Below are 20,029 nucleotides of genomic sequence, written 5' to 3' on the forward strand. Positions count from 1 at the left end.
TCAATGGAACAATTCAAAAATGGAAAGTTTTATCCCTGAAAACGGTGAAGACTGTCAGGGCTGTGCCGCCAAGCCAGACTTGTACGAAGAATTGCAAGAAACCAAAGAATTGCTGCTGACGATCGCCAATTCGATGCCGATGCCCATGATCGTCAGCAGTCTACCTGACGGCATAATTCTTTATAGCAACGATTTATGCCGTCAGGCTTTCGGCCTGAGAGCATTTCAGTCGATCGACCACCAGCCAGCCTCCATCCTCTACAACAATCCCGCAGAACGGCAGCAACTACTGGAGGATCTCGCTCGCAACGGATACGTCCGCGAGACAGAAGTCCGCCTCAAAAAAGCTGACGGTACCCTGTTTTGGGCCACTGTATCCATGCGGTATTTGACATTACTGTCGGAAAAAACTGTGCTGTCGGTGTTCTGCGACATTACCGAGCGCAAGCTAGCCGCCGCTAAAGAGCAGGAATTGCTGGCGTCAATCCACTTGCGGGCCCGCCAGCAAGCGGCCGTCGCCTACTTGGGACAGCAGGCCCTAGCCGAAACAGACTTGTCCGCACTGATGGACAAAGCTGCGGTGTTAATTGCCCAAACCCTAGATGTCGAGTATTGCCAGTTTTTGGAACTGTTGCCTTCTGGCCATGCTTTTCTGTTGCGAGCGGGGATTGGCTGGCAGCCCGGACTTGTCGGTAACGCTACTGTTACCGCTTCTAGTCGATCGCAAGCAGGTTACACATTGCTAGTTGGTGAACCGATAATCGTCGCAGATTTGCGAGTAGAAACCCGCTTTAGCGAGTCGCCACTGCTGCACAACCACCAGGCTGTCAGCGGCGTCACTGCGATCGTTCCCGGAAATCGAGGACAGGCGAAAAAGAACTGGGGACAAGCAGAACCTGGGAAGACTGCTGAGTCGGCTGTCTGGGGCATTTTGGGGGTACACAGCAAGCAAGAGCGCGTTTTTAACCAGGATGACGTTTATTTTGTAGAAGCGATCGCCAATCTGTTAGCTGCGGCGATCGATCGCATTCGATCGCAAGAGCGCTTGCAAATGATGGAACGGGCGATCGAGAGTACCAGCAACGGCATTGCGATCGCCGACGCCACAGTTGCAGATAATCCAATTATTTATGTCAATCCCAGTTTTGAGCGGATCACCGGTTATAGCAGAGAGGAATTAATTGGTAAAAATTGCCGATTTTTACAGGGAAAAGATACCAATTGCCCCGCTGCAAAAGAGCTGCAAACTGCCATTCGAGAAGGGAAAGAATGCCAAGTGATTTTGCGTAATTTTCGGAAAGATGGAACACCTTTTTGGAACGAACTTTCTATTGCTCCCGTATACAATTTTCGGCGACACTTAACTCACTTTATTGGAGTTCAAACCGATGTTACAGACCGCCAGCGCTCGGAAGAAGAATTATTTTTAAAGTCTCAAGATTTAGCCACATTCAGTGCCAACCTCAAACATTTGCACCGGATTACAACTTATCACTATCAAAACTTTCAAGAACTGGTTGATGATTATCTGACAGCAGGCTGTTTAATTTTTGGACTCTCTATTGGTATTATTGCTCAAGTTGAAAGTCAATCTTTTCTGATTCGCTCCGTCAAAAGCAACATCAAATATTTTAACAAAGGCTTAAAATTAAATCTTAGCGATACTTACTGTGCAGCAGTAATCAAATCCAAAAAAACCATGGCGTGTTCTCACATCAAAGAAATACTGAAAACTGGCGACCATCAAGTTTATCAAGATTTGAACATAGAATCATACATTGGCACACCGATATTTGTCAACGATAAAATTTATGGTACTTTGAGCTTTTGTTCGCAAAAAGCCCGACATAAAAATTTTGAATCGCAGGCCAGAGAAATCATAGAACTGATGGCTCAAAGCATCGGTAAATTTCTGGCAGTTCACAGAATGGAAATCGAACGCCAGCGAGCCGAACAAGAGCGCTGCGAGCTGATAGTATCTCTCCAAGAAAGTGAAGAACGCTATCGTCGTTTAGTAGAACTATCTCCCGAAGCGATCGCCGTTCACAGTCAAGGAAAAATCGTCTACATCAATGCCGCTGGCGCTAAACTCCTCGGCGCCAGATCTCCGGCAGAGCTCATCGGCTTTCCGGTATTAGATATCGTTCATCCAAACTATGTCGAAAAAGCCAGAGAACGGATGAGACAAGTCGAGGAAGAAAATCAGCCGATCGAGCTTGCCGAAGAAAAATTGATGCGGCTTGACGGACAAATCATAGACGTTGAAGTTGCCGGCATCCCTGCTATTTATCAAGGCTCAGCCGCCGCCCAAATTATTATCAGAGATGTCACCGAGCGCAAGCGAGTAGAACAGCAACTACTGCACGGCGCCTTTCACGATTCGCTGACGGGTTTACCTAACCGCCTTTTGTTCATCGACAGGCTAGGACAAGCGATCCGCCGTTCCAAACATTCCCCAGATTACAAATTTGCCGTCCTGTTCCTAGATTTAGACCGCTTCAAAATAGTTAATGATTCTTTAGGACACATTCTTGGGGATAAACTGCTAATTGCCCTAGGGCAGCGGCTTCAGGATTGCGTGCGCGTTTCCGATACAGTCGCCCGGTTGGGGGGAGACGAATTTACCATTCTGCTAGACCGCATTCAGAGCTTCAGCGACGCCACCCTAGCAGCTAACAGGATACAAACAGAACTGAAGATTCCGTTTAACCTCGAAGGGCATGAAGTATTTACCACCGCTAGCATTGGGATTGTTTTCAGTCGAGGTGACTTAGGAATAGTAGAAAGTGACGAGTTGAACGGCCAGCAGAGTGCTTTATACAGCCATCCCGAAGAATTCCTGCGCGATGCTGATATTGCTATGTACCGTGCTAAAGCTTTGGGTAAAGCCCGCCACGAGGTGTTTAATTTGGCGATGCACGACCAAACTATCTCCCTCTTGCAGTTAGAAACAGACCTGCGATTAGCTATTTTTGGCAAGGAGGAATTAGGGAAAAGTAAGGATGAATGTTCGCACTTTATTGTCCACTACCAACCAATTTTTTCCCTCGCCAGCGGTGCGATCGAAGGTTTTGAGGCTTTGGTGCGCTGGCAGCACCCGATTCGGGGTTTAGTACCGCCTTCTACTTTTATTCCTGTAGCTGAAGAAACAGGCTTGATCGTGCCTCTGGGAGCCTGGGTGCTGCGCGAAGCTTGCCGACAATTGCGCGTTTGGCAAGAAATGTTGATGGAAGAAGGAAGAAGGAAGAAGGAAGAAGGAAGAAGGAAGAGGGAAGAGGGAAGGGGGAAGAGGGAAGAGGGAAGAGGGAAGAAGGAAGAGGGAAGAGGGAAAAAATTCCCAATTTCCAATCTCCAATTACCAATCCCCGATTACCAATTACCGATTGCCGATTCCCAATTCGCGATTACCAATTCGCGATTCCCAATTCCCAATTTCCAGTTACCAATTGTCGAGCCTTCACAATTAACAATGAGCGTCAATCTTTCTCCAAAGCAGTTAGGAATGGCGAATTTAATTGAACATATAGATGAAATTTTGGCAGAAACTGGCTGCGCTCCGAGTTGTTTGAAATTGGAGATCACTGAAAGCGCGATCGTAGAAAATGTGGCTAAGGCTAATATTGTACTCGCCCAATTAAAAGGTAGAAATATTCGATTGTCGATCGACGATTTTGGTACGGGCTATTCGTCTTTGAGTTACTTGCACCGCTTTCCGCTGGATACGCTGAAGATCGATCGATCTTTTGTGAGTCGCTTGGGGGCGATCGAAAACGGCAACGGCGGGGGTCAGCCTTTGCAGATTGTGCGGGCGATCGTAACTTTGGCTCACAATTTGGGATTAAATGCGATCGCCGAAGGTGTGGAGACAGCCGAACAGTTAGCCCAGCTTCGGGCACTCGACTGCGAATTAGCTCAGGGATATTTGTTTTCTAAACCTTTGGACAGTGGCGCAGTGACAGAAATGCTGATAAATCTGGGCAATATCAAGTCGGGTTAACATCTGTTTCAAGAAATCTGTCTATTTCTACCTAAATTTACTCATTTACCCAGAATTTGAAAACTGGTGACAATAGCTGTATAATTCATTTGCGCTTGATTCATGCGAGTTGCTCCCGGCTTAGTTGGTGTGACAACCGAACAAACACCAGGCACGAATGAATCATTAACTACAATTCAATATTTTTACCTCAAAGTCGCAAACTCTAACTGGGGAATTGTGGTCAAGCCTACTGTTGAGCCCAAGCCGAGCAGTAAGCAAGCAGTGATGCGCTACTTTTTACATTGAGGAAGTTACACCGCAGACTTGGACTGACTCTAGTTTTGCTGTTCATGAGTAGATTTAGATAGGTTGTTAGAAGCGGTTAGGAATGAGATACCTAGAAATTAACTTTTAGGTATGTTGTTGCGCTTAAGTGCTCTTTCATAGATCGAGAGCGCTGAAGCGCAACAACGTACCTATGATTAGCGATTAGCTTTGAGCGGAATCTCGATCGCAAATTGGGCACCCTCTCCCGGCGCAGAAGTGCATTTCAACGAGCCGTTGTGTCTGTCTGTAACAATTTGATAGCTAATTGACAAGCCCATCCCAGTGCCTTTCCCCACAGGTTTAGTGGTGAAAAATGGGTTAAAAAGTTGATTGCGGACAGTCTCTGTCATGCCCGGGCCATTGTCAGCAATCCGAACTAATATTCGATCGGGTTTTGGCATTTCAGTCCAGATGCGGATCGAGCTGGGATTTTCCCGCATTTGCTCGACAGAAAGCCGCGCATCTCTTTCTTCCAAAGCATCTAAAGCATTGCTCAAGATATTCATAAATACTTGATTTAGCTGTCCGGCATAACATTCTACTAACGGCAATTGACCGTATTCTTTGATCACCTCTATTTCGGGATAATTGGGTTTTGCTTTGACCCGGTGCTGCAAAATCATCAGAGTGCTATCTATACCGTCGTGGATGTTGACGGCTTTCATTTCTGCTTCGTCCATGCGGGAGAATGTGCGTAGAGATGCAACGATGAGCTGAATTCTGTCTGCACCGACTTTCATTGACGAAAGCAGTTTCGGTAAGTCATCCATTAGAAATTCGAGTTCAATTGCTTCGACTTCCTGTTGAATTTCCGGCACCGGATCGGGATAGTAGTTTTGGTAAAGTTCGATCAGGTGCAGCAAGTCTTGAGTATATTCGTTAGCATGGCTGAGATTGCCGTAAATAAAGTTAACTGGATTGTTAATTTCGTGGGCAACTCCTGCGACGAGTTGACCGAGAGATGACATTTTTTCGCTTTGAATTAACTGCGATTGAGCGCTGGTTAATTGCAGCAAGGTTTGCTCTAATTCGCGAGCTTTATTGCGAGTTTGGGCGTAAAGATCGGCTTGGTTGAGGGCGATCGCCAATTGAACTGTAATCGCTTGCAACAATTCGACTTCGCTATCGCTCCAGGGCCGCACAACATTGCTGTTGCAGCAGGTAATTGCGCTCATTACCCCGGAAAGTGCCTGCATGGGGATGGCTAATACAGATTGGTAGCCCATCCCTCGAATGGTTTGTTTCCAAGCAGGATCTGCGACTGTTTCGACATCATCCAGCCGCACTATTTCCATATGCAATATTTGTTCTCCAACGGGGCCAAAATCTGAAGCCCGATAGGGACCTGTTAAATCGGGAAGTTGGGGGTGGCGAGATTCTTTAATAATTTCCCAGAAAGGCTCCTCCCCGTCTTCGCGATACCAGGCAAAGTTGCAGCGATCGATCTTCAGGAAAGCGCGAATTTCCTGAACTGCGACTGTGACGATGCTGTCGAAGTCGAGGGAATTGCGGATTTGAGCGGTGAGAATGTTGAGCAATTTTTCTCGATCGGCTTGCTGCTTGAGTTGGGCGGACGATCGCCTCAAGGCAATTTCTGCTAGTTTGCGATCGGTAATATCTTCGGTGACAGCTAATAGATATTGCGGTGTGCCATCAGCATCGAGTATTGCTGTTTTCTTGGTGTGAAATATCCGCGATTCTCCTTGGCCTGTTTGAATATCTTCTTCGGCGATTTCTACCATCTGCCCGCTGTCGAGCACTTCCCGGTCTTTGGCGGTGAAAAGATCAGCTTGTTCTGTGGGGAAAAAGTCGTAATCATTTTTGCCCATAACTTCTGCTGCACTGAAACCGAGCAAAGTTTCGGCTGCGGGGTTCCACAGTACAAATCGCAACTCTTTGGCCTCCTTGGCAACTACTCCTACGGGTATGGTTTTGAGGACTGATTCCATAAATTGTTGAGCGCGTTGCAGTTCTGCTTCTGCCTGTTTTCGATCGCTAATATCTCGCACGTTGGCAATGATGTTAACATTGCCGTTAAGATTGATTTTGGACAGGGCAATTTCTGCATCAAAAGTTGAACCGTCGTTGGGACGCCTCGCTTTCCATTCCATGCGACCTGTTTCGCCGGCTAATACTCTAGCCCAAAGTTCTGCCGTTTGTTCTATGGGATTATCGCCGCTTGAATAGTCGTTGATAATTGATAATTTTGTTGCTTGTTCCTGGCTCACTCCGTACATTTCTAACATTCGATTGTTGACATCGAGAATGTTTCCTTCTAAATCGTGAATGAAGATAGCATCGTAGACATTGTTAAAGATTGTTCGCAGGTTTTGTTCGGAAACTTGCACCGCTGCTTCTGCAAGTTTTCGATCGCCAATTTCTTGTTCTAACTGAGTGACTGCTTGGGAAAGTTCGGCAGTGCGATCGCTCACTCTGTCTTCCAACTCGGCTGCTGCTTGTCTCAGGGCTTCTTCTGCAAGGAAGCGATCGGTAATGTCGATCGCCGTGCCGAACAATTTTAGCACCTTGCCACTGGCATCGATTTCGGCGCGGCCCAGGGTGTTGAGGTGTCGCAAGGTACCGTCGGGGCGGTAAACGCGGAAGTCAAAATCAAAGGGGATGCCGAAGTCAACTCCCCGCTGTACTTCTGTATGCCAAAATTCTAAATCTTCTGGATGGATCAGAGCGATTTGCTCTTCTCGGCTGGGTGCTGTGGCCGCTGGTTCGAGTCCGTGGATGCGGAAGAGTTCCTCTGACCAAGTGACGGTTCCCGTTGTTGTATCTAGTTCCCAATTGCCGACGTGGGCTAGTCTTTGGGCTTCTTGTAGCTGTCGCTGGCTTTCTCGGATGGCTGTTTCGGCAACTTTGCGATCGTTGATGTCGAGCAATACACCGGAAAATACGATTTCGCCGGTTTCGCTGCGGGTGGGAATTGAGTCGCCTTGCCACCAGCGAATCTCGCCATCGGGCTTGACTAACCGCCCTTCGTAGTGCCACAGGCAGGTATTTTCAACGGCTTCGTTGATGGAAGCGATGAAGCTTTCGAGGTCTTCGGGGTGGACGTGGGAAATGAAAGAGGCGATGTTTCCCATCATTTCTGCTGCGGTGATGCCGGCTATATCTGCGATGCGATCGCTCATATAGTCAACTCTCCACACTCCATCGCGGCTGCAAAATTGAAACAGAGCTCCGGGGATGGTGGCTGCGATCGTCCGGAACTTGGCTTCGCTGACACTGAGGGCGGCAAAAGTCTGTTGCAGTTCGGCGGTACGGGCTTCTACTCTGCGCTCTAGTTCGGCGTTTGCGTGTTGCAAGGCGGATTCTGCCCGTTTGCGATCGGTAATGTCGGTGGCTGTACCGGTGGTGCCGAGGACGTTTCCGCTGTCGTCGTACAGGGCTATGGCATTGAACATCAAATGTTTGATGCTGCCGTCTTTGGCGATTTGGGTGCTTTCGTGCTGAAAAACTGATTCTCCGGCCTTGAGGCGGGCGAAAACTTCTAAATCTTTCTGGCTTTGTTCTGGTGTCATAAAGTCCGAGAAAGGCCGATCGAGCATTTCTGCTGGTTCGTAACCGTAGATATATCTAACTGCTGCGTTGACGAAGGTGAAACGCCCCTGGGCATTTACCGACCAAATCATGTCTTGGGAGGTTTCTACCAAACGACGGTATTTGGCTTCGCTGGCTTTGACGGCTTCTTCTGCTGCTTTGCGTTCCGTCATGTCCCGGGAGACGCCGACAGTCATTGTAATTTGGCCGTCTTCGTTGCGGATGGGTGCTTTGACTGTGCTAAACAGTCGCACTTCTGAGTCGTGGCGCGTCACCGGTTCTTCGGCAATTTGCAGAGTCTGTCCGGTTTCAAATACGAAAGCGTCATCTTTGATGTACTGGAGAGTATTGTCTGGATTGGAGAAAGGTGCGTCTACAATGCCTTGAAGTTCCTCTTCAGTCATGCCGTAATAGTCGCGGAATGCTTGATTTGCCCAAACGATTTTCGATTCTGGGCCTTTGACTAATACCATATCGGCGATCGAGTCGAGAATTTGGTGATATTTTTGCTCGCTGTCGCGGAGTTTCTGCTGCGTCGATTCGATTTCTGCTAATTGTCTTTGGGTTTGCGAGTGCAATTCGGCCTGATAAATTGCAACTGCTAAATGTTCTCCTACTTGTTTGGCAAATTCGATTTCGTCTTCCTGCCAATCGCGGGGTTGACCGCAGGAGTGAATGCACAGCAATCCCCACAAATGTTGCCCTTGTAGCAAGGGTACGACTAAGTTTGCTCGGATTTGAAATCGCTTGAGGATTCTGAGGTGACAGGGACTCAACCGGGCTTTGTAGATGTCGCTGACTGCTTGAACGTAACCTTTGGCGTAGTTGGCTGCAAATTGTTCGCCGAAGCAGTGATCGTGAACTTTTGCACCCAGGGATGGGCTGAATTGGGGAAGTACGTCTTCTGATACTACTTCGCCGTCGTTCCAGTCGGATTCGGGAATGAACCGGTAAACGGCGACTCGATCGGCATTTAGGAGTTGCCGAACTTCGGTGGCTGTAATTTTGAATATTGTTTCTAAGTCTAAGGATTGACGAATTTTGCCAATCACTCCCATCAGCGCTTGCAGCTTTTTGAACCAGGTTTGAGACTGCATTTCTCTTTCTAGGTGAGCTAGCTTTTGGCGCAAGTCGGTTACTTCTTGATACAAATATTCATGAAACATATTGTTATTTGTTTAGTTATTTTGCGGTTTGGTATCGAGGTACATAGCATCCCAATAGCGCTCTGCAAGTTGAGCCTGGTATAGCAGTTGACAGTTGACAGTTGACAGTTGACAGTTGACAGCTTGCCCGCTTTAGATAAGGGTTGACAGTTGACAGTTGACAATCCCCAATCCAAAATCCCCAATCCAAAATCCAAAATCGTTTGATAGTTGACAGTTGACAGCTTGCTTAGAGAAGAGTTGACAGTTGAAAGCTTCGCTGGCTTAGATAAGGGTTGACAGTTGAGCGAAGTGAAGAAACAATCGAACGCAAGGGTTTGTGCCATGCGAGAACGTCCTAACCCTGATGGGCGCGGTTGCTGTAAATCTAAAAGCAGAGGGCAAATTCTCCTCCTTCTCCTAGCACTTAGCAGCTACTCGCGCTGCATTTCCGTATTTTTTCTAGATTGGGAGGTCGAACCAGGAGCTTAACTTGGTATATTTACTGTAAAAACGGGCGATCGGTGATGGGAAGAGTGCATAAATTGTCAATAATTGAGAGTTTTACCAGAAATAATTGGTTGAAAGCCTCTCCCTGAGCGGGAGAAATTAAAATCAGACTATTCATTACTCCAATCCTCGGACTTAAGGGTAAAGGTCGCTCTCAAACTGTCAACTGTCCCAGGTCAACTGTCAACTGTTGAATCATCAACCCGGTATCTTAAGGTAATTAAATCAGGGAATCTCCGAAAGTGAAAAGCAGAAACCCGGTTTCACGGCGCAAGCGCGCCCAGAGTCCTGAACTAATCTTGACATTTTTTTCCGATCGCCTGTGGTTGCAATTATCACCTTTTTCTGATTATCGCAAACTCGATTGATATTGTCCTAAGTTTGGCGATCGAATATCCTGTTGGGAGTGCCTCTATGAAGATTTGTTTGAATTTAGGCGATCGGCTTTTCTTGAGTTTTCTCTGGTTTTCTCGAATTCTCAACTTATCTGTTTTAAATTCGGTTTAATCCAGATTTTGGAGCTATGGAATCATTTCGATGATTTGCCGGGCCTTCAAATTATTTTATGATATCGCTTCTATTTATTAAACTTATTGAAATCCACCTCATTCGAGCTGAGTTTTCCGGTCAACCAGTTGGTTTTCGTTGTAGGCTCTGCTTAAATTAAACCAACAAAACCGATGCTCTAAGACTTTATTTCCTTTTGAGCGCTTTTGTTGGGTTGGTTAACATTTTTGATACAATATATTACTCAACTATATCACATTTTAGGCTAAAGTCAAGGAATTTTAGGTTAAATCGGGGCTGAGACAGAAACCTAGTTTCTTAACATAATAATTAAGTGAGAAAATCAAGAGGGGTAAAAATAATCAACCGGGCTTTTTTAGTCGAGACTGCGTAAGTCTTATTGATGAAATTGTCTCACCCGAAATATTGAGGCTGTACATTTTTTCGGGTGCACAAGCCGGATACTTTCTGCTGACTTGCTTAACCAGCATTCTTCAGTATGGTTTCGGCTTCCTCAATACTTTGCAAAACCAGTTTACCAGAATCCTGAAAAGCGGCTCTTTCTGCATCGCTAAGTTCGAGTTCCAGTATCTGTTCGATGCCCTGATATCCCAAGCGGCAGGGAGCACCTAAAAATATATCTTGCACGCCGTATTGACCGTTCAAATAAACTGAGCAAGGCAAGAGTCGCGACTGATTGAGTAAAATTGATTCTACCATCAAACAGGCGGAAGATGCGGGTGCAAAATAGGCGCTAGAATTCTTCATCAATCCTACTATTTCGGCGCCACCGTGGCGAGTCCGCTGTACGATGCGATCGATCGCCCCTGCATCCATCAGTTGAGCGATGGGAATGCCGTTGACTGTGGAATAGCGCGGTAAGGGAACCATCAAATCGCCGTGGGAACCGATGACTGTGGCGCACACTTGGGCAATGGAAACGCCCAATTCCATGGCAATAAAAGTTTGAAAGCGGGCGGAGTCGAGAATGCCGCCCATACCGATGACTCGGTGTTTTGGCAAACCGGAAGCTTCCCAGGCTAGATATGTCATAATATCTAGGGGATTTGTGACTACAATTAAGATTGCTTCGGGGGAATGGGCGATCGCCTGTTTGGCAGCTTCTGTGACAATTTGAGCATTGATTTTAATTAAATCTTCGCGATTGATACCGGGTTTGCGGGGGATACCGGCGGCAATGACGATGATATTTGAGTTGGCTGTATCTATATAATCATTTGTACCGACAATTTGGCGATCGTGCCGTTCGACTCCCCTTGCTTGCATCAAGTCCAAAGCAACGCCCTGCGGCCAACCTTCGACGATATCTAACAATACTACATCTGCTAGATTTTTCTCGGCAATTCGTTGGGCTAAGGTGCTACCGACTTTGCCTGCACCAATAATTGATACGCGGGTTGATGGGGGATTCATGCGATTTTAGATGCTAACTTTTAGATTTTAAGAATGAGCTTAAGTGCGATCGAGTGCACTGTATGTAATCTACGTTACCTTTGAGTGGGTACGTTGTTGCGCTTGGGCGCTCTTCGATCTATGAAAGAGCGCCCAAGCGCAACAACGTACCTAAGAGTTACGTCTATAACTGTGAGTTTACTTAAAATCTTCGAGTTGGTCTACGCGCAGCCAAATATTGGGGGTGGGGACTTTACCAAATTTGACGAAGGCGTACTCGCCGCGAACATCCATCACTTCGCCTTTGCTTTCAAATAGATAGGAGGAAAAGCGCTGATCGCTGGCTTGGGCTTCTAGGCTGTTTTCGAGTTGCTCGCGAATTGCGCGGACTATGCTACCTTTTTTGATTGCCATAATTTGCTCTGTTTCATTTATAAAAGTATACAAATTTTAATGCCGATTTGGCTTTAATAGTAGATATAACTGATGCACTCGAAGCAAGAAACCAGGTTTTTGAACTGAGATTGAGGGTTTGGAGCAAATATTTTGGTAAAAAACAAAGGTGATCGTACCCTCCTGCGTATTAGGTACGTAGTTGCGCTTCAGCGCTCTTTGATCGATGATCGTACCCTCCTGCGTATTAGGTACGTAGTTGCGCTTCACTGCGTATTAGGTACGTAGTTGCGCTTCAGCGCTCTTTGATCGAGGAACGTACCTTCCTGGTTATTTCTGACAGGCGGGGCAGTAATGAGTCGATCGCCCTGCTAATTTTATCTTTTCGATCGGCATTGAGCAAGTACGACAGGGTTGACCGGCGCGATTGTACACCCAAGCGACGCCACCGTAGTTACCGTTGACGCCTTGGACGTTGAGAAAATTGCTAAAAGTGGTGCCGCCGGAGGCGATCGCCTGCTGTAAAACTTGAATAATAGCTGTATGAATGCGATCGATTTGCACTTCTGTCAAATCAGCGCACAGAGTTGTCGGCATCACTCCCGACAAAAACAAAGTTTCGTCAGCGTAGATATTGCCCAAACCCGCTACCAGTGACTGGTCTAGCAATGCTGTTTTAATTGGTCGCGCCCGTCGGTGCAGCTTGCGGGCTAAATATTCTGTGGTAAATTCGTCGGAAAACGGTTCCGGGCCTAGGACTTTGAGGCCGGTGACTGTACTGGAAACCTCGGTTTCTGCGGGGACGTACCACATTTGCCCGAAGGTGCGTTGGTCTACAAAGCGTAATTCTTGGTTTCCTGCAAAAAATAGGCGGACTCGGGCGTGTTTTGGTAGGGGTTCGGATTGGTTTACCCACAGCAATTGTCCGGTCATCCGCAGGTGAACGCCCAACCAGCCAGCATTTGAGGGCAGAAGGGAGAAGGAAGAAGATTGAAGAGAAGAACTGAAAGTTTGAGGTGAGAATTCTCCCACTCTCCCCCTCTCCCCCTCTCCCGATCTCCCACTCTCTCCCTCTCCCCCTCTCCATTGCGATAGTTCTGCCAGGAGGTATTTGCCGCGCCTGTACCAAGATGCGATCGACTTTCCTTTGAGTTTTGTCAAAAAATCGGTCGCAGAGATTGAGCGGGCGATCGAGCTATGTAACAGCACGTCTCCGCCCAATATTTCGCGATCGAGGGTAAGTTGGTTCAAACCCCGGCAAATAGTTTCTACTTCTGGCAGTTCTGGCACAATTAGCGCTCTTGAGTCTAGTTATTTGGTTAGCCTTATTTAGGAGCGCCGTCGGCTGGTGCTGCTGGTTTGGCTGCTGCTTTTGCTGCTGGTGCCTTTCCTGCGGCTGGTGCTGCTGGTGCTGCTGGTGCTTTGGCTTTGGCTTTGGGTGCTGACACTTCGATTAATTCGCTTTGGGCGAAGTTGTTGGTGTTGACGCCGGCATAATTGACGCTGCTAAAGCGAACGATAACTGGGTATTTAATGCCGCTTTGGTCTACCGTAGCAACGGTGCCCACTTCTTGATACCAGAAGGATTCTTTGCGGAGAATCCGGACTGTCGAACCGCGTTGAACCATGAGCTTTGTTTCCTTTGCGATGAATAAACGGATAAAGCCATTTTTTTTACTTTAGTCGATCGCGCGTCGCATTTAAAGTCTGTAACGAAATTATTGTGTTCGGCGCCGTCTTTTGGTTGTTGGTTTGTAAAGAAAAGTAAAGTTGTTTTGAGGGCGATCGCTGGGGGACAAAAATAAATAAACAGACATTATCCGTTAAATACAAGCTGTGCGATCGGGTTGACAAAAAAGTTTACAAATAGGAGAGCGGGGCGGCCAGTTTGTTGTCAACTTAAGCCTGGAACCCTTTTTTGTATCTCTCGTTTGTTGCTGAGGCCAGATCCCCCTAAATCCCCCTTAAGAAGGGGGACTTTGATTGGAATCCTGTCCCCCCCTTCTTAAGGGGGAGTAGGGGGCAAGCTAAGGGGGGATCTGGCCTCGGGGGTAAACAGCAGTCTGTGACTACGTTTGACCTGGTTGTTGACCAATGGGGCCGCCAGGGGTGGCGGAGGCCCTCAGCTAGTTGCTGGGGCCGCCAGGGGTTGAAAACCCCTGTCTCACAGCTAAAGTCGTCTAAAGACGACTGAATAGCTGATATTAAAGGCGGTAAATTAACCTTGTATTTAATTATCTCGCCGCGCTAAACTATTCCAAAGTATGAGAAGTATTTAAATTATGTCGTTAGTAGATTTAGCTAATACTAAAGTTAGGGTAATTGGATGCAGTGCGGTGATGGGTGTTGCGCCAATGATTGCCAGCGCGATCGCCAATCCGGGTGTGACAGCAGCATTGGGTGCGATTGCCAATCCAACGGTTGGGGGGATTTCTATTTTAGCAACGATTGCAGCTAGTATTGCGGGGAATATCGCGGCGAATGACCTCGGAAATCGGATGACGGAAAAACTGGCAAAAAATCCCAATATTCTGGACAATCATGATTTGACTAAGGCTGCGGGTGAGGCGATCGGCTATATTTTGAGAGAGGTTGCTACTAACTCACCTAAGTTTACCGCACTAGCCCTTAGCAAAAATTTCTCGACCAGGGATTTAGATAAATTAGCCCAGAAAACTCCCAAATACTGGCTGGATATTAACACGAGTACAGCCGATTTGTCAAGGGGTTTACAGATTTCAGAAGAGCAGCTAACTGGGATTTTTTCTGCCGATGCCGAGGAGTTCGATCGCGTTACCGGATTGACACCAGCAGATTGGGCAAGTTTCCTGGGGGAATTCGCCGCCACCGAGGGCAAATCCTTCGATGCGGAAATCGTGGAATTTGTGGCGGACAAACTGTATGCAACTTTTCCGAAAGCGTACCGGGAAGTGCTGAAACTGGATGCGGCGAAGGGAGGCGAAAAGTTTGCAGCGATGCTGTTGAATCTGCACCAAATTGCTTTGACTGAATTGAGAGATTTGGGGCTGCAAAATGGGGAGATTCTGCAAAAATTGGAAGCCGTGGCGACACAGCAGCAGATTTGTCAAGTGATGGTGAAATTGGAATCCATAGAAATTGGAATCCGCGATGATTTGGCGCAGATTCAGAATTTGCTGGAACGATTTGTTGATATTTCCGCGCCTCGATTGCCGCTTCCCTACGAGTGCGAAACGATTATTGCAGACCGGACTCAAGACTTTACTGGACGGCGATTTGTATTTGCAGCAATTGCCGAATTTTTGCAGAACAATCGCAAAGGCTATTTTGTTTTAGAAGCAGATCCGGGTGTCGGCAAAAGTTCAATTATGGCGAAGTTAGTGCTGCTGCTGAAGCGGCGCTGCGTCGCCCATTTTAACTCGCAATCTCAAGGCATTGTCCGCGCCGAACAATTTCTGGAAAATGCCTGCACTCAGTTAATTCGACGCTATCAACTAAATTATCCGCAACTGCCGGAAAATGCGACGAGAGATGGCAATTTTCTGAGTCGATTGTTGGGGGAAGTCAGCGCTAAATTGGGCGGAAAAAAGTTGATTATTGTCGTCGATGCCCTGGATGAAGTGGATTTGAATTTGCAGGGGCGCGGCAGCAATGTTTTGTATTTGCCAGATGCTTTGCCGGATAATGTTTATTTTATTGTGTCGAAGCAGCCGAAAACTCTGCCTTTGCCAAATCATCAGGTTTTTGATTTGATGCAGTACAGTGCAGAAAGTTTGGCAGATGTCAAGGTTTATATTGACAAACGCACCAGCAACAGCGCGTCTATTCAGAGTTGGATTAACCGTCAAAATTTGCAGCGCGAACAGTTTGTGGCGGCGGTGGCGGAAAAAAGCCAGAATAATTTTATGTACCTGCGCTACGTGCTGAATGATATCGATAGCGGCAAGTATAGCGATGTGAATTTGCAAGATTTGCCGAGGGAGTTGGAAGGATATTATGAGAAGCATTGGGCGCGGATGGAAATGGCGGTTAAAGATAAAGAATTGCGCCGCCGGAAGTTGAAGGTGATTTATTTGTTGACGAAAACTCGCAAGCCGGTTTGCTGCGATATTTTGGCTGATTTTGCTGAGGAAGATGCTTTGGATGTGCAGGAAGTTCTGGATGATTGGGAACAGTTTCTGCGGCGTAGCGGTGATAGTCCTCCCGATTACAGTATCTATCACGCGAGTTTCCAAAGATTTTTGCATCGTATAGATGTGGTGCAGAAAGCTGGGGTGTCGCTGCGGGATATTGAAACGGCGATTTCTGATAATTTGTGGGAGGATTTGTACGGCGATGAGTAAGTTTAAAGAACGGTTGGGGAAACTGTCGCCGAAAAAGCGGCTTTATGCTTTGGAAACTCTGCCTGGGCATTTGGCCCAGAGTGTTCAAGGGGAACGGTTGCATCAGTTGTTGACGGATTTTGATTTTATTGAGGCGAAGTTGGATGCGGTGGGGGTTCAAGAGTTAATTGAGGATTACGATTTGGCGAGAGTTTCTGATGTTTTGCTGTCGGAGGGGCAAACTGAAACTTTGAATTTGATTCAGGGGGCAATTAGGAAGTCGGCGCACGTTTTGGAAAGGGAAAAAACGCAACTGGCTGGGCAATTGTTGGGGAGGTTGCTACCTGATGAAATAACTATGATTATAGATGAATCTAAGTATTTTTGGGAGTATTTACCATTAATTTCTAGGTTTTCCCCTCGTAAACCTCTCAAACAAGTGACGGAAAAAATCTCGTCTCCTGATGACATTCAAGCTATGCTAGAACAAGCAAAGCAGTCGAAAAATACTCCTTGGCTGCGGCCTTTGAAGGCTAATCTAGAAAGGGCAAATGAGGGTGCGCTTCAGACGCTTGCCGGTCATACTGACGGGGTAAAAGCAGTCGCGATCGCACCAGATGGCAAGCGAGTGATTTCAGCTTCAGGGGATGGGACCTTAAAAGTCTGGGACATCGACAGTGGCACGGAACTCAGAACTCTCATCGGTCATACTGGCGAGGTATGGGGAGTAGCGATCGCACCGGACGGCAAACGAGCAATTTCGGCTTCAGGGGATAAAACCCTGAAAATCTGGGACATCGACAGTGGCACGAAACTCAGAACTCTCATCGGTCATACTGGCGAGGTATGGGGAGTAGCGATCGCGCCGGACGGCAAACGAGCAATTTCGGCTTCAGAGGATAAAACCCTGAAAATCTGGGACATCGACAGCGGCACGGAAATCAGAACTCTCACCGGTCATACTGGTTATGTATTAGCAGTCACGATCGCACCAGACGGCAAACAAGCGATTTCGGCTTCAGGCGATAAGAAAATCTGGGACGCGGATAAAACCCTGAAAATATGGGACATCGACAGTGGCACTGAATTGAGAACTCTCATCAGTCATTTTGCATCGGTAAATGCAGTCGCGATCGCACCAGACGGCAAACGAGCGATTTCGGCTTCAGGCGATAAAACCCTGAAAATCTGGGACATCTACAGTGGCAGGGAATTGAGAACTCTCACCGGTCATACTGGTGTGGTACTTGCCGTCGCGATCGCACCAGACGGCAAACGAGCGATTTCGGCTTCAAGGGATAGAACCCTAAAAATTTGGGACATCGACAGCGGCAGAGAATTGAGAACTCTCACCAGTCATACTTATGCGGTAACAGCAGTCGCGATCGCACCAGACGGCAAGACGACAATTTCCGCTTCAAACGATAGCAATCTCAAAATCTGGGACATAGACAGCGACAGAGAATTGAGAACTATTGCTGGTAATATTCGGGAGGTATATGCAGTCGCGATCGCACCAGACGGCAAGACAGCGATTTCGGCTTCAAGGGATCGCACTCTCAAAATCTGGGACACAGACAGCGGGAGGGAACTGAGAACTCTGACCGGTCACACTGATATGGTATCAGCAGTCGCGATCGCACCAGACGGCAAGCGAGCAATTTCCGGTTCCTGGGATAAAACCCTGAAAATATGGGACATCGACAGTGGCAGGAAATTGAGAACTCTCACCAGTCATACGCAACAGGTATGGGGAGTAGCGATCGCACCAGATAGCAAAACAGCGATTTCCGCTTCAGGGGATAAAACCCTAAAAGTCTGGGACATTGACAGTGGCAGGAAATTGAGAACTCTTATCGGTCATACTCAGGAGGTATTTGCCGTCGCGATCTCACCAGACGGCCTCATAGCGATTTCGGCTTCAGGGGATTACAACCTTTTGGCTTCAGCGGATAACACCCTCAAAATCTGGGACATAAACAGCGGTAGGGAACTGATAACTCTCACCGGTCATACTCACAGTGTAACAGCAGTAGCGATCGCACCAGACGGCAAAACAGCGATTTCCGCTTCACGGGATAAAACCATGAAAATCTGGGACACCGAGACAGGTACCGAAGTTAGAACCCTCACCGGTCATACTAGCTGGGTAAATGGAGTGGCGATCGCATCCGAGGGCAAACTAGCAATTTCAGCTTCAGACGATAACACCCTCAAAGTCTGGGATTTGCTTAGTGGCAATGAGGTTGCTAGTTTCAGCGGAGATGGTGCGTTTATGTGCTGTGCGATCGCCGCTGATGGAGTGACAGTTGTAGCGGGCGATCGATCGGGCCGGGTGCATTTCCTGCGATTGGAGGGAGTTAAACAGTTGACAGTTGACAGTTGACAGTTGACAGCGAGGTTTTTGTCCACATCTGTGGGTTGTAGGGAAGTATTTCGGAAAAAACCCGGCGGTTAGAAACCGCGTCTACACAAACAATGTCCGCCTCCGCGGACGAAGAGGGTATTCGGAGATGGAAAATCATCGGGTAAATCTTCAACCCGCGGAGGCGGGTTTTGTCTGTGTAGCCGCGGTTTCAACCGCCGGGGTTTATGCTTTTTGGGTGGATGGGCGATCGGGTTTTTGTGTGGATGGGCGATCGCATTTTTTGTGGATGGGCGATCGGGTTTTTGGATTGACGGGCGATCGGGTTTTTGGATTGATGGGCGATCGGGTTTTTGGGTGGATGGGCGATCGGGTTTTTGGGTTGATGGGCGATCGGGTTTTTGGGAGAAATGTGCGATCGACTGTAAAATAACAATAAAAACACAGGAGTAATCGCCGTGAGCGTCACAACTGTAAAATGGACGGTTGCAGACTACCACCGCATCATTGCAGCCGGCATTCTGGAAGGGCGAAAAGCTGAACTAATCGGTGGAGAAATAATCGAAATGGCTCCCGAAGGAGAATCTCATGCTTACTGTAGCGATGAGGCTGGAGAGTACCTAATTTACTTGCTAGGCGATCGGGCTAAAGTGCGACAAGGTAAGCCCATTACCTTGCCACTTAACAACTCCGAACCCGAACCAGATATCGCTGTAATTCAACGTTTGGGACAAAATTATCGAGAACATCATCCCTATCCAGAAAACATCTTTTGGCTGATAGAATACTCCAATTCTACTCTGACTAAAGACTTGGGAATTAAGAACAAAATTTACGCCGCCGCCGGGATTGCCGAGTATTGGGTTGTCAATTTGCGAACTATGGAATTAATCGTGTTTCGAGATCCTACCGATGCTGGCTATCAATTCAGAGAAACTCTGACTCACGGTAATATTAATCCCCTCGCTTTTCCAAATGTTTCAGTTGCGATCGATCGTTTATTCGGGAATTAGGTAAATGAGGTAGAAACACTCGGCGATTTCAACCGCTGGGTTTTTTGTATTCTAAAATCCCGAACCCTAAATCCCAAATCGAATGATTCACACAACAGTAATACTCGCCATGAGTGCCGATGGCAAAATTACAGATACCGCCCTCACCGCCGCCCGATTCGGTTCAGCTAACGACAAATCTCACCTCGAACAACAAGTCGCCGCCAGTGACGCAGTTTTGTTCGGAAACGGCACTTTACGCGCCTATGGAACCACTCTGAGAGTCTTTTCACCCGATTTGCTAGAACAAAGGAAACTGCAAGGAAAGCCCCCACAACCGGTGCAAATTGTGTGTTCGCGATCGCGCAAATTTGACCCCAACTGGCGATTTTTCCAGCAACCGGTTCCCCGCTGGTTGCTGACTGGAAATGATACAGATGTCAGCAACAGGCTAGAAGCCCGTTCCACAATAGATGAATTGTCTTGTGGAACAGGCATCTTGCCTGTTGCTGAGCACGGGCTAGAAGCCCGTTCCACAATAGATGAAT

At 47.4% G+C, this 20,029-nt stretch carries 13 protein-coding genes; 7 read left to right on the forward strand and 6 right to left on the reverse strand.

Annotated features, from left to right (window positions below; genetic code table 11):
- Positions 1 to 19: 19 nt before the first annotated feature.
- Both JGK36_RS29345 and JGK36_RS29350 read left to right on the forward strand, forming a co-directional pair.
- The gene (locus tag JGK36_RS29345) at positions 20 to 3,997 is read left to right on the forward strand and encodes an EAL domain-containing protein (RefSeq protein ID WP_293185517.1); all 3,978 of its coding nucleotides are present in this window, start codon (positions 20 to 22) and stop codon (positions 3,995 to 3,997) included.
- Between the two features lie 102 nt (positions 3,998 to 4,099).
- Complete coding sequence (locus JGK36_RS29350) at positions 4,100 to 4,285, forward strand: hypothetical protein (RefSeq protein ID WP_293185516.1); 186 nt, start codon at positions 4,100 to 4,102, stop codon at positions 4,283 to 4,285.
- A 176-nt stretch (positions 4,286 to 4,461) separates the two neighbouring features.
- On the opposite strand, the gene JGK36_RS29355 is transcribed toward JGK36_RS29350, so the two are convergent.
- The 6 genes from JGK36_RS29355 to JGK36_RS29380 all read right to left on the reverse strand — a co-directional run bounded on the left by JGK36_RS29355 (position 4,462) and on the right by JGK36_RS29380 (position 13,451).
- Positions 4,462 to 9,021 (reverse strand): PAS domain S-box protein, encoded by a 4,560-nt coding sequence (locus JGK36_RS29355; protein ID WP_293185514.1) that lies wholly within the window; start codon positions 9,019 to 9,021, stop codon positions 4,462 to 4,464.
- Between the two features lie 481 nt (positions 9,022 to 9,502).
- Positions 9,503 to 9,628: a hypothetical protein gene (locus JGK36_RS29360; protein ID WP_293185513.1), complete on the reverse strand. Its 126-nt coding sequence runs from the start codon at positions 9,626 to 9,628 to the stop codon at positions 9,503 to 9,505.
- A gap of 869 nt (positions 9,629 to 10,497) precedes the next feature.
- The gene (mdh, locus tag JGK36_RS29365) at positions 10,498 to 11,451 is read right to left on the reverse strand and encodes a malate dehydrogenase (RefSeq protein WP_293185511.1); all 954 of its coding nucleotides are present in this window, start codon (positions 11,449 to 11,451) and stop codon (positions 10,498 to 10,500) included.
- A 177-nt stretch (positions 11,452 to 11,628) separates the two neighbouring features.
- Positions 11,629 to 11,844 carry an NAD(P)H-quinone oxidoreductase subunit O gene (locus JGK36_RS29370; RefSeq protein WP_293185510.1) on the reverse strand — a complete coding sequence of 72 codons (216 nt, stop codon included), beginning with the start codon at positions 11,842 to 11,844 and terminating at the stop codon, positions 11,629 to 11,631.
- Between the two features lie 309 nt (positions 11,845 to 12,153).
- Positions 12,154 to 13,113 carry a DNA-formamidopyrimidine glycosylase gene (locus JGK36_RS29375; protein WP_293185508.1) on the reverse strand — a complete coding sequence of 320 codons (960 nt, stop codon included), beginning with the start codon at positions 13,111 to 13,113 and terminating at the stop codon, positions 12,154 to 12,156.
- Between the two features lie 35 nt (positions 13,114 to 13,148).
- Positions 13,149 to 13,451 (reverse strand): photosystem I reaction center subunit IV, encoded by a 303-nt coding sequence (locus tag JGK36_RS29380; RefSeq protein ID WP_293185507.1) that lies wholly within the window; start codon positions 13,449 to 13,451, stop codon positions 13,149 to 13,151.
- A 654-nt stretch (positions 13,452 to 14,105) separates the two neighbouring features.
- On the opposite strand from JGK36_RS29380, the gene JGK36_RS29385 reads away from it, so the two are divergent.
- The 5 genes from JGK36_RS29385 to JGK36_RS29405 all read left to right on the forward strand — a co-directional run.
- Positions 14,106 to 16,145, forward strand: coding sequence for an ATP-binding protein (locus tag JGK36_RS29385; protein WP_293198043.1), 2,040 nt, complete (start codon positions 14,106 to 14,108; stop codon positions 16,143 to 16,145).
- Positions 16,138 to 18,510 (forward strand): hypothetical protein, encoded by a 2,373-nt coding sequence (locus tag JGK36_RS29390; RefSeq protein ID WP_293198045.1) that lies wholly within the window; start codon positions 16,138 to 16,140, stop codon positions 18,508 to 18,510. Before JGK36_RS29385 ends, JGK36_RS29390 begins: the two co-directional genes overlap by 8 nt.
- Before the next feature lie 127 nt (positions 18,511 to 18,637).
- On the forward strand, positions 18,638 to 18,922 hold the full coding sequence (locus tag JGK36_RS29395; protein ID WP_293198048.1) for a hypothetical protein: 285 nt from the start codon (positions 18,638 to 18,640) through the stop codon (positions 18,920 to 18,922).
- 25 nt (positions 18,923 to 18,947) lie between these two features.
- A complete protein-coding gene (locus JGK36_RS29400; RefSeq protein WP_293198051.1) occupies positions 18,948 to 19,502 on the forward strand; it encodes a Uma2 family endonuclease in 555 nt (184 codons plus the stop codon).
- An 82-nt stretch (positions 19,503 to 19,584) separates the two neighbouring features.
- Positions 19,585 to 20,029, forward strand: a 445-nt coding sequence (locus JGK36_RS29405) for a dihydrofolate reductase family protein (RefSeq protein ID WP_293189243.1), incomplete at its 3' end; no start/stop codon positions are given.

The organism is Microcoleus sp. PH2017_35_SFW_U_B (assembly GCF_020737865.1).
GTDB lineage: Bacteria > Cyanobacteriota > Cyanobacteriia > Cyanobacteriales > Microcoleaceae > Microcoleus.